Raw genomic sequence first — 13,414 nt, 5'->3', positions numbered from 1 at the left:
TGCAAGGGGCGTTTTGCATTTCGGTGACAAAAAGTTTCGCCGCCCAAGCCAGCGCCAGAGTTGGCGCTACTTCAACTCCTCAAAACTCTGCTGCATCTCTGCCACCATCGCGGTGATCTGCTCACCCCAAATATCGGCCCCCGCAACCGATGTTTCGTCCAGCCCGACTGAGGTCAGATAGCCCTGATAAAGCGGATGGCGCATCGCTGTTAACAACGCCTCTTCCAACTGGGCGACCACATCATCAGGCGTATCACGATGCACGGCAAAGCCCCGCACGGTCGATAGCGCCAGATCGACCCCCAGCTCCTGCCCGGTTGGGATGTTGGGCAGCTGGGACATGCGATCCTCAGCCAGAACGATCAGCGGGCAAAGGCTACCGCCTTCCAGCTGGGCGCCGGCCTCACCGTAGTTAAGCACCGCAACCTGTACCGCGCCGTCCACCACGGCCTGCGCCAGGGTGGCGCCGCCTGAGTAGACCAACAGCTGAGGCATGGTGCTGTTGCTGCGTTGGGCGAACAACTTGGCCGTAACCTCATCAACGCCGCGCAGTTGCGTGACGCCATAGGTCAGGCTGTCCGTCTGCTGTGCCGCGATCAGCGCGGCGCCATCGTCAAAGGCGCCGCAACGCGCCATCAGGATCTGCGGATCGTCGGTTCCCCGGGCAATGGCTCGCAGATCGCCAACCCCGACATCGCTGAGGCCCAGAGCAATTGCGGTGGCATGACCGCTGGTGAAGGTCAGCAGCGTATGGCCATCAGCGGCCTGAGACATCATATAGGCCAGCGCCGCAGCGCCACCTTTGCCGGGCCGGTTCACCACCACCATATCGGTGTGCAGCTCCCGCCGTCCCCGCAGCATCATCATCCGTGTGGTCACATCGGTGCCGCCCCCGGCGCCGGAATGGGTGACAACCTCAATCGTGCGTTCAGGATAATGCTGCGCCCAGGCTTCTTGCGGATGAGACAGGAGGTTGCCGGCAAATCCACCCAGCACCACCGAAGCGCCGATGCAGATCTTCGTGAACACTTTCATTGCGTCTATCCCTCTGAAGTCTCATCCCACGACAGCCAATGCCGCCACCCGTTCCTTGGGACCTAGCCTTGGAGGATTGGCAAACCAGCATTTTTTCACTTCTCACATTTATACTCGCCTAAGGCGAGTCATTTCAAGTCATTGCAATGCATGCATTATTTTACGCAAGCCAAGGGAGTGAGGAAAGAAATGTATATTGCCCATCGGGCAAGATGATGTCGGGCTGGTGGATGCAAGAAAAAGGCGCTCAACCCGGGTTGGGGAGCGCCTTTTGAGATCATGAGATCACGGAAAAGATGGTGGGTGATAAGAGATTTGAACTCCTGACATCTTCGATGTGAACGAAGCGCTCTACCACTGAGCTAATCCCCCGAAGGCGCGTCTTCTAGCGTCACTCCGCGGCTTCGGCAAGCGGTTCCGGATCGGTGGTTTCTTCCTTGATGGTCTGCCGCACTTTACAGGTCATCACCCGGGCGCTGGACAGTTTTTTCATCCGGTTGACGCGGATCTTACCCAGTGGCTGTAGGTTCAGCTCACGCCCTTCGGCCAGCGCCTCACCAAGGATCTGCAATGCGGCTTCGATGGTTGGTTTCGCATCGCGTTTCTTAACGCCGGTGCGCTCCACGATCATTTCGATCAGTTCAACTTTCTTCAGCTCACCCAGATCCGACACAGGAACCGATTCCTGTACCACCACGGCCTCTGGCGCGTCTGCGGCTGGGGTTGCTGCGGAGCTGGACTTGCGGGTTTTCGGAAGGGTCGATTTGGCCGCAGATTTGCGGGTTGTCTTGGCCGCGGTGCTGCGTGTGGCGGTACTGCGTGTGGTCTTGCTCGTCTTTGTGCTCGTGCGTGTCATGAGATGCCTCTGCGCCGATTTTTATCGTTTTATTGTTGCCCATCTATTCACAAATCACCGGAAAAAGCCAGAGAAGCCACCTGATTTGCCCGGAAATTAATGAAATTGTTGCCAAATCCGACACAAAGACGCGGCCATAGCATCCGCGCTGTTGCCGACTATCGTCCGTTACTGGCGCCACAAATGAAAACGCCCCGGCTGTCGACCGGGGGCGTTTTTGTCTCAATCAACCGATCAGGATCAGTGCGCGGTGGCGCCGGGTCCTGATTTATCCTTCAGCGCAGCGGCTGCGGCGGCTTCTTCAGCGGCCTCGTCCCATTCAATCGCTTCGGGCGTGTCGGTCAGCGCCAGCTTCAGCACTTCGGTCACATGGGTCACCGGGATGATCTTCAGCCCGTCTTTCACGTTGTCGGGAATATCTGCCAGATCTTTTTCGTTCTCTTCAGGGATGAGAACGGTTTTGATCCCGCCGCGCAGGGCGGCCAGCAGTTTTTCCTTCAGACCACCGATGGGCATGGCGTTGCCGCGCAGGCTGACCTCACCTGTCATGGCAATGTCTTTGCGCACCGGAATGCCGGTCAGCACCGAAACGATCGAAGTCACCATGGCCAGACCGGCCGAGGGGCCGTCTTTGGGTGTTGCGCCATCGGGCACGTGCACGTGGATGTCCCACTTTTCGAACTGCGGCGGTTTCACACCGATCTGCGGCGCCACCGAACGCACGTAAGACGAAGCCGCATCAATCGACTCCTTCATCACGTCGCCCAGCTTACCGGTGGTCTTCATCCGACCTTTGCCCGGCAGTTTCAGCGCCTCGATGTGCAGCAGATCACCACCGACCGAGGTATAGGCCAGACCGGTGACAACACCAACTTGATCCTCCTTCTCGGCCAAACCGTAGCGGAACTTCTTCACGCCCAGGAAGTCATCGATATTTTCGGCATCCACCTTGATCGACTGCGCTTCGCCTTTGACGATCTTGGTGATCGCCTTCCGCGCCATTTTGCCGACCTCACGTTCCATGTTCCGCACGCCCGCTTCGCGGGTGTAGTGGCGGACCACTTCGGTCAGGGCGCTGTCATCCACCTCGAACTCATCTTTCTTGAGGCCGTGGTTTTTAACCTGCTTGGGCACGAGGTGCTGTTTGGCAATTTCGATCTTTTCGTCTTCGGTGTAGCCAGCCAGCGGGATGATCTCCATCCGGTCCAGCAGCGGACCCGGCATGTTGTAGCTGTTCGAGGTGGTCAGGAACATCACGTTCGACAGGTCATATTCGACCTCAAGATAGTGATCGACAAAGGTGCCGTTCTGTTCCGGATCCAACACTTCCAGCATGGCCGATGCGGGATCGCCACGGAAGTCCTGGCCCATCTTATCAATCTCATCCAAGAGGATCAGCGGGTTCGTGGTTTTCGCCTTTTTCAGCGCCTGAATGATCTTACCGGGCATGGAGCCGATATAGGTCCGGCGGTGACCGCGGATTTCGGATTCATCGCGCACGCCGCCAAGGCTGATGCGGATAAACTCGCGCCCCGTTGCCTTGGCAACAGATTTACCCAGCGAGGTTTTACCAACACCCGGAGGACCAACAAGGCACAGGATCGGGCCTTTGAGTTTCTGGCTGCGCTGCTGCACGGCAAGATATTCAACAATCCGCTCTTTGACCTTCTCAAGACCGTAATGATCTTTGTCCAGAATGTCCTGCGCGCGGCCCAGGTCTTTCTTGACCCGTGACTTCACACCCCACGGGATCGACAGGATCCAGTCGAGGTAGTTGCGCACAACGGTCGCTTCGGCGCTCATCGGGGACATCGACTTGAGCTTTTTCAGCTCGGCATCGACCTTCTCCTTGGCTTCTTTCGACAGCTTGGTGCCGGCGATTTTCTCTTCCAGCTCGGTGATCTCATTCGAGCCATCCTCACCGTCGCCCAGTTCCTTCTGAATGGCCTTCATCTGCTCATTCAGATAGTATTCGCGCTGCGTGCGCTCCATCTGGGATTTGACGCGGGTTTTGATCTTTTTCTCAACCTGCAGCACGGACATTTCGCCCTGCATCAGGCCATAGACCTTCTCCAGCCGTTCGCTGACGCTGAGGGTTTCCAGAAGCTCCTGCTTCTGGGCCACTTCGATGCCAAGGTGGCCGGCAACCAGATCAGCCAGCTTGGCCGGATCGGAGGTTTCCGAAACTGTGACAAGCGCTTCTTCGGGGATGTTTTTCTTGACCTTGGCGTAGCGTTCAAACTCCGCACCGACGGTGCGCAGCAGCGCCTCGATGGTCGCAACGTCGCCCGGGATCTCGTTCAGATACTCGGCGCGCGCTTCAAAGAAGTCATCATTTTCAATGTATTCCGTGATTTTCACACGGGCCTGACCTTCGACCAGCACCTTCACGGTGCCATCGGGCAGTTTCAGCAGCTGCAGCACATTGGCCAGCACGCCGCTTTTGTAGATACCATCGGTTTGAGGATCGTCTTCGGCCGGGTCGACCTGACTGGACAGCAGAATCTGCTTGTCGTCCTGCATCACCTCTTCCAGCGCGCGGACCGATTTATCGCGTCCGACGAAAAGCGGCACGATCATGTGTGGGAACACAACGATGTCGCGCAGCGGCAGAACTGGATAGGATGCGTTGAGTGGCTCTTGCATAGGGTTTCCTTGTTCTTGGCAAAAAGGCACTGGCCCCACATTTGGCAGCCGCGGCCTTCTCCGTTTCCTGCGATTTAATCTGGGGAGCGTCGCTCCGATTTCAACCGCATGGTCTTCTCCCGAATTCAATTTGCCGTGGGCGGCAAGGATGAGCAAGGCGCGAAATCGCCTGTGCCCCCTTTTGTTGGAAGCACAGGCGCAAATTTCAGGCCAAGTTAGAGGGATGTCGCGGTATTTTGCGACAAGGTCCATCCATCCGTTGCATCACGCGGCCTCAGGCTGTCCGGTGATTGAACGGTCAACCCCTTTCAGGATCGCATTAACGGCCTGCTGGATGACCGCCAGATGTGCCTCAACCTCATCATGGAACCCATCAAGGCGGCCAACGATGTTATCCAAACCCTTGGCACTGTCCCGCAGCATCCCTGCCTCAACCCGGCAGGCAATGCGGATGGTCGACAGGCCCAGGATCATCCGGCGCAGAAACTCGGTGCGGCGCTGGATGGTCAATGCGGACTGGATGCCGTGCAACACCGCCTCAAGCGACTGTTTCTTGTAGTCATTGCGCAGCCGGTTCAGTGTGCGGGTTTCTTCGGACTTTGAAGTCTTGCCACCAAGGCAGCCCTCTTTTTCGAAGTTCACGCAAAGCTCCTCCATCAGGTGGGAGGCGCAGAGCATGAAGAAGGAGTTCTGATCGCGGGAAACCTCCCACAGACCCTCATATTCTTCTACGACATGCAGCGTCTTTAGGTGGTTCTGAATATCGCGCAGCATCAGATCGTAGTTTTTGGCGATCTCATTGATGGTTGAGCGCCCCACCGGCAGTTTGGCCGCGAAGATCTTCATATTCGCCGTCAGCAGCGCCGCATTGTGGAACTTCTCGGACAAGAGGTTCAGCTCATGGCGCAGCTTGGCTGCATTGTCCGAAATGGTGTTGATGTTTGACAGGTCCGCAAACTGGGGTTTGTGCATCACGACCCGACGTGCCTCAAACTCCTGATGGATGGCATGGGCCTGGAACATCGCATAGGTCGGGAAGCCAAGTTCTTTGATCCGCTCCATCAGGCGCAGAGCGCTGTCTTCTGGTGACAGATCTTCGGCTTTTTCCGCGTCCAGCGCTTCGCGGTAGAGATCCTGTACCCCATCCAGCAGCGGGCTGGAGGGTTTCAGGCGCACAGACAAATAGCCGCCGCCCTCAATTGGCGAGGCGATCGCGAAGACCCAGTAATATTTGCCTTCTTTTGTCTTGTTCTTAACGTAAGCGCCGACAGGGGATCCCTGTTTCAGACCGTTCCACAACAGCCAGAACACCGCCTTGGGCATTTCGCTATGACGAATGATCTTATGCGGCGCGCCCTGCAATTCGCTGCCGGCAAACCCCGCGACGCGCACGAAGATCTCATTATAGGCTTCAATCACCCCGCGCCCATCGGTGCGCGAGAAGAAAAGTTCATCAATTCCAGATGTTTCTTCGACATTCACTTCGGCAACTGTCCGTGCTGATGCGGCAGCATGGACAGCATCGTGATCCGCTGAAAAAGGATCTGACGAAATCCGGTTCATCGCAAAAATCCGTTCTGCTTCAGCTGCTGAAAGGGGTCCTTCACTCCTGCCCGCGACAGCAGGTTCGTTTCCGGTCACAGGCAGCTGAACCAACCGGAAGGACGACTCTTGATCGCCATTAATGAAACGGTCATCCGGAGGGGACTTTTAGAGCGCAAACCACTCCCAGCAGTGCCTTTGACAGACGTCAAATTTTGGTGACATTCCGGCATGGGAGCGAAGCCCCTGATTTTGTTGACTTTGCAACACAATCGCGCTGACAGCGACCGCATCAGGCTGCGACAAAATTGATCAGAAAAATCGGAAAAATCCCTTTAACCACAAAGGTATATGGATTTCACATCTTTATGTGCAATCACCCTGGCACGGGCGCGGAAAAGGTCAGTCAATCACCACGATATGACGCCGCAATGGCACGAAATGCACCAGCGCGACCAGCCCTTCCAGCAAGGCAAACAGTTGCAGAACCGGCAGTGCGGTATTGAGGTAGCTGGTTAGCAAAACAAGGGCAATCGCCAGACGCAACGCACCGGTAAAACGGCCCATCTCCTGCGTGGAATTGCGCCAGCGCCACAGCGCCCAGCCGCAGCCCAGCAGGCCAACCAGCTGCGCCAGCATCAGGCTAAGGTTTGATACGGCAAACCCATCCGCAACGCCCTGCGGCGCGCCAAGGCCCGCAAGGGCAACAAGGTAGTGCTGATTGATCACAGGCACAACCAACGGCGCAAGGATCACCAGATCCATTGCGCAGATCAAACGGACCATCCGGCCATAGATATATCTGGAAACCATCAACCGCCCCTCAACTCTGCCCCGATCATTGCACCTTATGCGCTATCGAGACAACAGAAATGTAGGTTAAAGGCGTTCAATGTCCCCGTTGGCCCGGGTCTCATGGAAGTCTTTCTGGAAGGCCTCAAAGGTGCCGGCGGCAATGGCATCGCGCATGCCCTGCATCAGCTCCTGGAAGTAATGCAGGTTGTGCCAGGTCAGCAGCATGCCCGAGATCATCTCCTGGCTGCGATAGACGTGGTGCAGATAGGCGCGGGAATAGTTGCTGCAGGCCGGGCAGCTGCACTGTTCATCCAAGGGGCGCGGATCGTCCTGATGGCGGGCGTTCTTGATATTGACCACGCCATGCCGGGTGAAGGCCTGACCGGTGCGCCCCGACCGGGACGGCAGCACACAGTCCATCATGTCGATGCCACGGGCCACAGCCCCCACGATGTCATCAGGTTTGCCGACGCCCATCAGATAGCGCGGCTTGTCCTCGGGCAGCATGTCCGGTGCGAAATCAAGGCAACCGAACATGTTCTCCTGCCCCTCCCCCACGGCAAGGCCGCCAACGGCATAGCCGTCAAAACCAATCTCACGCAGGGCCTCAGCGCTTTCCTGACGGAAATCCTGTTCCAGCCCACCCTGCTGAATGCCAAACAGCGCATGGCCCGGACGATCCCCAAAGGCATCGCGCGACCGCTGCGCCCACCGCATCGACATGCGCATGGATTTGGCAATGGTATCGCGATCCGCAGGCAGCGCCGGGCATTCGTCGAAACACATCACAATGTCTGACCCCAGCAGACGCTGGATCTCCATCGAGCGTTCCGGCGTCAACTCATGACGCGAACCATCGATGTGGGATTTGAAGGTCACGCCCTTCTCGGTCAGCTTGCGCAGACCGGCCAGCGACATCACCTGAAACCCGCCCGAGTCCGTCAGGATCGGCTTGTCCCAGTTCATGAACTTATGCAGCCCGCCAAGCGCATCGATCCGTTCCGCCGTAGGACGCAGCATCAGGTGGTAGGTGTTGCCCAGCAGAATGTCTGCACCGGTCGCAGCAACGCTCTCGGGCATCATCGCCTTCACAGTTGCAGCGGTTCCAACCGGCATGAAGGCTGGCGTGCGGATATCGCCCCGCGTGGTATGGATCACCCCGGTTCGGGCCTTACCATCCTGACCCAGCTTTTCGAAAGAAAACTTCTCGCTCATGCCACATCTCATTTGTTGCTGATCTGCCCTTGGGGGCCAATTCGGCGCTGCTTAGCCTTTCCCCCTCTGGAAGGCAAAGGCGGAATTGCTTATCTAGAAAGCGAATTTGCCAAAGGGAATAGTCTAAAATGGACAACGTGTTTCTTGATTTTATTGTAAATAGCCCGATGACGGTGATCTGGCTACTGATCGCCCTGTTCATCATTGCCGTCATATTCAAAGGCGTGCGCATAGTGCCGCAGTCGCAGAAGTTTGTGGTTGAACGGTTTGGCCGGCTGCATTCGGTTCTGGGGCCGGGCATCAACGTGATTGTGCCTTTCCTGGATAAGGTGGCGCATCAGATCTCGATCCTGGAGCGCCAGCTGCCCAACGCCAGCCAGGACGCCATCACCAAGGACAACGTTCTGGTTCAGATCGACACCTCGGTGTTCTACCGCATTCTGGAGCCGGAAAAGACCGTTTACCGGATCCGCGACGTTGATGGTGCAATTTCCACCACAGTTGCTGGTATCGTGCGGGCCGAGATTGGTAAAATGGACCTCGATGAGGTGCAATCGAACCGGGCGCAGCTGATCAATCAGATCCAGACGCTGGTTGAGGATGCAGTGGATGACTGGGGCATTGAAGTGACCCGCGCCGAGATCCTGGATGTGAACCTTGATCAGGCCACCCGCGATGCGATGCTGCAGCAGCTGAACGCCGAACGGGCCCGCCGGGCACAAGTGACGGAGGCGGAGGGCGAAAAGCGTTCGGTCGAACTGGCCGCAGACGCGGAGCTGTATGCCGCGGAACAAAACGCCAAGGCGCGTCGGATTGAGGCCGAAGCCGAAGCCTATGCAACCGAAGTGGTGGCCAAGGCGATCCGTGAAAACGGGATTGAGGCGGCGCAGTATCAGGTGGCGTTGAAACAGGTGGAATCGCTGAACACGCTGGGCGCGGGTGAAGGCAAACAAACCATTGTTGTGCCCGCCCATGCGCTGGAAGCCTTTGGCGATGCCTTCAAACTGCTGAAAGGAAGCAAATAATGTCCGTGTTTGAGATCTGGTGGGTCTGGTTGGCCGTGGCACTGGGCCTCGGCATCGCCGAGATTTTCCTGCCCGGTTCGATCTTTCTGGGCTTTGCGGCAGGCGCGGCGCTGACCGCACCGTTGGCGGCGTGGGGCGGGCTGAGTGTACCGCAGCTTGCCGTCGCCTTTGCGGTTCTGTCGCTCATCGCCTGGTTTGTCATGCGACGCGTGTTTGGCTTCCGCCAGTCGGGCCGCAAGGTTTTTGACAACGACATCAACGACTAAGGCAATGCCTATCACTCTCCTCAGGGCGACACTTCGCCCTGAGGAGATTTGCGGCGCCAGCTATGGACCTTCACGTCTCAAAACCTTATATCTTCGCTCAGGTTAACATGGACGGACGTCATGAACGATAATGCTGAACCGCTTGAAGGCACCCCGCTGATTGCCCCCTCCAGCGTCTCTCACCCTCTGTATGACAAAGTGGTTGAGGCCTGCCGGACCGTCTATGACCCTGAAATTCCGGTCAATATTTACGATCTGGGCCTGATCTACACGATCAACATCTCTGACGACAATCGCGTGTCGATCATCATGACGCTGACCGCGCCGGGCTGCCCCGTTGCCGGTGAAATGCCGGGCTGGGTTGTCGATGCGGTTGAACCGATGGACGGCGTGCAACACGTTGAGGTCGACCTGACCTGGGAACCGCCCTGGGGCATGGAAATGATGAGCGACGAAGCGCGGCTGGAACTGGGGTTTATGTAACGCCACCCACGCTGCACCGCGTCACGATATCAAAGCAGGTCTTCGGGCCTGCTTTTCTTTTGGGAAGCCGATTTCGACTTCCTCACCACAAAGAAGCCAAAATAAGCTTCTCTTGACCAAAGAAGCCAAATATGGCTTCTTATAGTCATGACACAGGACTCCCAGAATATTGCCGTGCTGACGGGCGATCTGATCCGATCCTCGGATCTGACGCCTGACCAACAGCAACAGGCGCTGGACAATCTGCGCGTCACTGCGATCCAGATCGGCAGCTGGCCGGGGGTCGAGGCGGCCTTTGGCCTGCGCGGTGGTGACGGCTGGCAGCTGGTACTGTCATGCGCGGAATTTGGCCTGCGCGCCGCCCTCACCCTGCGCGCCAGCCTGCGCAGTCTGGGCAAGGCCCATGACAGCCGCATTGCCATCGCCAATGGCGCAGACGCCCTGCCCCCTGACGGCAATCCCAACGCCGCGATCGGCCCGGTCTACGTGGCCTCTGGCCGATTGCTTGAAACAATGAAAGACGAAGAAAGCCTGCGTTGGGGCGCCGCGTCCTTAGGCGCTGCGACCCTGCTGGCGGATCACATCAGCCGTGACTGGACAGAGGCACAGGCGCGGGCCTTAGCGCAGCAACTGCCACCCGGCGCGCCAAAACGCGCCGATATTGCCAAGGCGTTGGGCGTCAGCCGGCAATCGGTCAACAGATCGCTTTGGTCTGCGGGCTATCCGGCCTTGTCAGAGGCATTGGAAATGATTGAAACTGACACGTCTTTATTCTGAACAGAGCCTTTTGATGTTTGAAACTTTTGCCGCGCTGCTGTTTGCGCATGTCCTTGCAGATTTCGTCCTGCAAACACGTTGGATGGTGGCGCGAAAACGCCAGGTTGGTGTGCTTTTGCTGCATGCTGTTCTGGTGCTGCTGACCGCTCAGCTGAGCCTGGGTCATGTCACCGCCTGGCCACTGCTGGCGCTGGCCGCCGCCCATCTGATCATCGACGCGGTCAAAACCTATGGCGGTTTTAACGGGCTGACCGGGTTCCTCTGCGATCAACTGGCACATCTGGCCACACTTGTTCTGGTCGCCACTCTGGTGCCCGGCCTGTGGGCCAGCGGGTTCTGGGCCACACAGCCCCTGCTGCCGCCGCTAATGTCCATCATGGCGGGCGCTGTTCTAGCCACCCGCGCCGGTGGTTTCGCCACGGCCCTGCTGATGCGCGATCATGAGGTCTCAGACACCCCCGAAGACGAAGGCCTGCCCGGCGGCGGCGCCACCATCGGCCTTTTGGAACGTGGCCTCATTTACCTCTTGGTGCTGATCGGCGAAACCGGCGGCATCGGCTTTCTGGTTGCGGCGAAATCGATCCTGCGCTTTGGCACTGTTTCGGGCGATCGCAAAGCCACCGAATATGTCATCATCGGCACTTTGTTCAGTTTCGGCTGGGCCCTGATCATCGCGATTGCAGTTCAAAACCTGTTGATCCATCTGCCACCGCTTGAGATCGTCCCCAAACCAACCTAAATAGAGGGGACCAACGCGCAACAGTTCCCCCAAAGGACCTTGATATGTTCTCCATCCCCGGCAAACAGGCCGTGAGCCTGACCCCGAAAGCCGCTGCACAGATTGCCAAGCTGATGGAGAAAGACGGCCATCAGGGGCTGCGGATCGGCGTCAAGAAAGGCGGCTGCGCGGGTATGGAATACACCATGGATTACGCCGAAACCATCGATCCCAATGATGAGATCGTGGAACAGGACGGTGCCCGGGTGATGATCGCCCCGATGGCGCAGATGTTCCTTTTCGGGACTGAGATCGACTATGAGGTCTCGCTGCTGGAAGCTGGGTTCAAGTTCAACAACCCGAACGTGACCGAAGCCTGCGGCTGTGGTGAATCGATCAAATTCGCCGGAATGTGACCCGCCAAGCGGCTGATTTCCCCCCTCCCCCTTGCGCTTTGCTAGGCTGTTGGTGCAACTGACAGTCATCACGTATGTGCGTGCAAATCGGATTTTGAGGGAGTGGATGACATGCGCCGCAAACTGGCCGCTGGCAATTGGAAAATGAACGGGCTGTCGGCCCAGCTTGATCAGTTGGACGCGCTGACCGCCGCCCACCCTGCCCCCGCTGTTGACCTGATGATCTGCCCGCCTGCCACACTTGTTGGCGCGGCCGCCGCACAGGTCGGCAACAAACCCCTGATGATTGGCGGGCAGGACTGCCACCCGGCGGCCTCGGGCGCGCACACTGGTGATGTTTCTGCCGAAATGCTGGTTGATGCCGGCGCCAAGGCGGTGATCCTGGGTCATTCAGAGCGCCGCGAAGACCACGGCGAAAGCGATGAGCTGATCCGTCAGAAAGCCCGCGCCGCCCATGAGGCCGGGTTGATCACCGTGATCTGTGTGGGCGAGTCGCTGGAACAGCGCGAAGCCTCCAACACATTGGACATCATCGGCGGCCAGCTGGCGACATCGATCCCCGACAATTCGACCGGCGAAAACCTTGTCGTCGCTTATGAGCCGATCTGGGCCATCGGCACCGGCAAAATCCCCACATTGGATCAGATCGGCGAAGTGCATGATTTCATCCGTGGCCAGCTGGAACGCCGCTTTGGCGCTGGTGTCGGCCGCTCCACCCGGTTGCTTTATGGCGGTTCAGTGAAACCCGGCAACGCTGCGGAGATTTTTGCGGTCTCCAACGTGGACGGCGCATTGGTTGGCGGCGCCAGCCTGAAAGCGGCAGACTTCACCGGCATCATCGCCGCATTGGAAGCCTCTGCCTGAACCTCTGATCACAATGCTGCGCGTTCCCCCTCTGGGCCGTTGACGCGCAGCATGACCGGCCCCTAGGCTCATCCGATGCCTAGAGGACCCGATGACCGCCACGTCTGACCACGACCAGCTTTATTCCAAACATGCTCCGCGCTGGCACCAGCGGCTGGGCAAGTTGGGCTACACCCGTGCCTACGATCACCTCATGGCGCAGTTGCCCCCGCTGCCTGATCAGGCACGGGTTCTTGATATCGGCACCGGCTCCGGCGCCTTTGCAGCCAGTTTTGCCAAACAGGCGCCTGCCAATTGCCAGCTGACCCTCGCCGATCCCAATCCCGAGATGCGCCGTGAAGCCGCCGCACAGTCTCAGGACTGGCCGCAGACCGTGCAGATCAAAGATGCCAGGCTTGGCGATCGGCTGGGTCAATATGACGTCCTCCTCTGCGCCCATGTGCTGGAGCATCTGGAGATAACCCCGGCGCTCCGCTGGCTGCACCAGAGCCTTGCCCCCGGGGGCAGCTTTGTGCTGGCCCTGTCGCGGCCGCATTGGTGTACGGCGCTTATTCGCTGGCGGTGGGGGCACCGGGCCTATCGGCCGGATCAGGCGCGGGATCACCTGGCTGCCGCTGGCTTCGGGGATATTCAGCTGATCCCCTTCCCCTCAGGCCCGCCATATCGCACCAGCCACGGCTACATCGCGCGGCGCTGACAGCTTTCAACGTTCCCCAAATACTCAAAATGAAAACGGCGCCTCTGAGGGCGCCGCTTCGGTTCTTTCAGTGATCTCA

Annotated in this window: 14 protein-coding genes and 1 tRNA gene; 8 read left to right on the top strand and 7 right to left on the bottom strand. The window is 58.3% G+C overall.

Features of this window, described 5'->3' with window-relative positions; genetic code table 11:
• Positions 1-66: 66 nt before the first annotated feature.
• The 7 genes from ACORLH_RS07945 to tgt all read right to left on the bottom strand — a co-directional run bounded on the left by ACORLH_RS07945 (position 67) and on the right by tgt (position 8,089).
• On the bottom strand, positions 67-1,035 hold the full coding sequence (locus ACORLH_RS07945; protein ID WP_321832132.1) for a tripartite tricarboxylate transporter substrate binding protein: 969 nt from the start codon (positions 1,033-1,035) through the stop codon (positions 67-69).
• Positions 1,036-1,332: 297 nt separating this feature from the next.
• Positions 1,333-1,407: transfer RNA gene (locus ACORLH_RS07940), tRNA-Val, on the bottom strand.
• A 19-nt stretch (positions 1,408-1,426) separates the two neighbouring features.
• Positions 1,427-1,891 carry an HU family DNA-binding protein gene (locus ACORLH_RS07935; RefSeq protein ID WP_321832131.1) on the bottom strand — a complete coding sequence of 155 codons (465 nt, stop codon included), beginning with the start codon at positions 1,889-1,891 and terminating at the stop codon, positions 1,427-1,429.
• Positions 1,892-2,131: 240 nt separating this feature from the next.
• Positions 2,132-4,537, bottom strand: coding sequence for an endopeptidase La (lon, locus tag ACORLH_RS07930; RefSeq protein WP_321832129.1), 2,406 nt, complete (start codon positions 4,535-4,537; stop codon positions 2,132-2,134).
• Positions 4,538-4,801: 264 nt separating this feature from the next.
• Positions 4,802-6,100, bottom strand: a complete 1,299-nt coding sequence (locus tag ACORLH_RS07925) for a PAS domain-containing protein (protein ID WP_321832128.1) — start codon at positions 6,098-6,100, stop codon at positions 4,802-4,804.
• A gap of 381 nt (positions 6,101-6,481) precedes the next feature.
• A complete protein-coding gene (locus ACORLH_RS07920) occupies positions 6,482-6,892 on the bottom strand; it encodes a hypothetical protein (RefSeq protein WP_321832127.1) in 411 nt (136 codons plus the stop codon).
• 66 nt (positions 6,893-6,958) lie between these two features.
• A complete protein-coding gene (gene tgt / locus ACORLH_RS07915) occupies positions 6,959-8,089 on the bottom strand; it encodes a tRNA guanosine(34) transglycosylase Tgt (protein ID WP_321832126.1) in 1,131 nt (376 codons plus the stop codon).
• A gap of 128 nt (positions 8,090-8,217) precedes the next feature.
• Between tgt and ACORLH_RS07910 the strand changes: the two genes are divergently transcribed.
• From ACORLH_RS07910 to ACORLH_RS07875, 8 genes are all read left to right on the top strand, one after another.
• A complete protein-coding gene (locus ACORLH_RS07910) occupies positions 8,218-9,114 on the top strand; it encodes an SPFH domain-containing protein (RefSeq protein ID WP_321832125.1) in 897 nt (298 codons plus the stop codon).
• Positions 9,114-9,380: a hypothetical protein gene (locus ACORLH_RS07905; RefSeq protein WP_321832124.1), complete on the top strand. Its 267-nt coding sequence runs from the start codon at positions 9,114-9,116 to the stop codon at positions 9,378-9,380. The genes ACORLH_RS07910 and ACORLH_RS07905 overlap by 1 nt, the downstream gene beginning before the upstream one ends.
• Before the next feature lie 120 nt (positions 9,381-9,500).
• Entirely contained in the window at positions 9,501-9,863 is a 363-nt protein-coding gene (locus tag ACORLH_RS07900) for an SUF system Fe-S cluster assembly protein (protein WP_321832123.1), read from the top strand.
• A 147-nt stretch (positions 9,864-10,010) separates the two neighbouring features.
• Positions 10,011-10,640 (top strand): hypothetical protein, encoded by a 630-nt coding sequence (locus ACORLH_RS07895; protein ID WP_321832121.1) that lies wholly within the window; start codon positions 10,011-10,013, stop codon positions 10,638-10,640.
• Positions 10,641-10,653: 13 nt separating this feature from the next.
• Complete coding sequence (locus ACORLH_RS07890) at positions 10,654-11,379, top strand: DUF3307 domain-containing protein (RefSeq protein ID WP_321832120.1); 726 nt, start codon at positions 10,654-10,656, stop codon at positions 11,377-11,379.
• Between the two features lie 44 nt (positions 11,380-11,423).
• Positions 11,424-11,774, top strand: coding sequence for an iron-sulfur cluster assembly accessory protein (locus ACORLH_RS07885; protein WP_321832119.1), 351 nt, complete (start codon positions 11,424-11,426; stop codon positions 11,772-11,774).
• 111 nt (positions 11,775-11,885) lie between these two features.
• Positions 11,886-12,638: a triose-phosphate isomerase gene (gene tpiA / locus ACORLH_RS07880; RefSeq protein ID WP_321832118.1), complete on the top strand. Its 753-nt coding sequence runs from the start codon at positions 11,886-11,888 to the stop codon at positions 12,636-12,638.
• Positions 12,639-12,729: 91 nt separating this feature from the next.
• Entirely contained in the window at positions 12,730-13,335 is a 606-nt protein-coding gene (locus tag ACORLH_RS07875) for a class I SAM-dependent methyltransferase (protein WP_321832117.1), read from the top strand.
• Positions 13,336-13,414 lie beyond the last annotated feature (79 nt).

Source organism: Thalassovita sp., from assembly GCF_963691685.1.
Lineage (GTDB): Bacteria > Pseudomonadota > Alphaproteobacteria > Rhodobacterales > Rhodobacteraceae > Thalassobius.
This window is presented reverse-complemented; position numbering and strand designations above follow the sequence as displayed.

Bases quoted from the DNA above. Each gene is read 5' to 3' on its own strand.
- ACORLH_RS07945 (WP_321832132.1), bottom strand. From the start codon at position 1,035: ATGAAAGTGTTCACGAAGATCTGCATCGGCGCTTCGGTGGTGCTGGGT.
- ACORLH_RS07935 (WP_321832131.1), bottom strand. From the start codon at position 1,891: ATGACACGCACGAGCACAAAGACGAGCAAGACCACACGCAGTACCGCC.
- lon (WP_321832129.1), bottom strand. From the start codon at position 4,537: ATGCAAGAGCCACTCAACGCATCCTATCCAGTTCTGCCGCTGCGCGAC.
- ACORLH_RS07925 (WP_321832128.1), bottom strand. From the start codon at position 6,100: ATGAACCGGATTTCGTCAGATCCTTTTTCAGCGGATCACGATGCTGTC.
- ACORLH_RS07920 (WP_321832127.1), bottom strand. From the start codon at position 6,892: ATGGTTTCCAGATATATCTATGGCCGGATGGTCCGTTTGATCTGCGCA.
- tgt (WP_321832126.1), bottom strand. From the start codon at position 8,089: ATGAGCGAGAAGTTTTCTTTCGAAAAGCTGGGTCAGGATGGTAAGGCC.
- ACORLH_RS07910 (WP_321832125.1), top strand. From the start codon at position 8,218: ATGGACAACGTGTTTCTTGATTTTATTGTAAATAGCCCGATGACGGTG.
- ACORLH_RS07905 (WP_321832124.1), top strand. From the start codon at position 9,114: ATGTCCGTGTTTGAGATCTGGTGGGTCTGGTTGGCCGTGGCACTGGGC.
- ACORLH_RS07900 (WP_321832123.1), top strand. From the start codon at position 9,501: ATGAACGATAATGCTGAACCGCTTGAAGGCACCCCGCTGATTGCCCCC.
- ACORLH_RS07895 (WP_321832121.1), top strand. From the start codon at position 10,011: ATGACACAGGACTCCCAGAATATTGCCGTGCTGACGGGCGATCTGATC.
- ACORLH_RS07890 (WP_321832120.1), top strand. From the start codon at position 10,654: ATGTTTGAAACTTTTGCCGCGCTGCTGTTTGCGCATGTCCTTGCAGAT.
- ACORLH_RS07885 (WP_321832119.1), top strand. From the start codon at position 11,424: ATGTTCTCCATCCCCGGCAAACAGGCCGTGAGCCTGACCCCGAAAGCC.
- tpiA (WP_321832118.1), top strand. From the start codon at position 11,886: ATGCGCCGCAAACTGGCCGCTGGCAATTGGAAAATGAACGGGCTGTCG.
- ACORLH_RS07875 (WP_321832117.1), top strand. From the start codon at position 12,730: ATGACCGCCACGTCTGACCACGACCAGCTTTATTCCAAACATGCTCCG.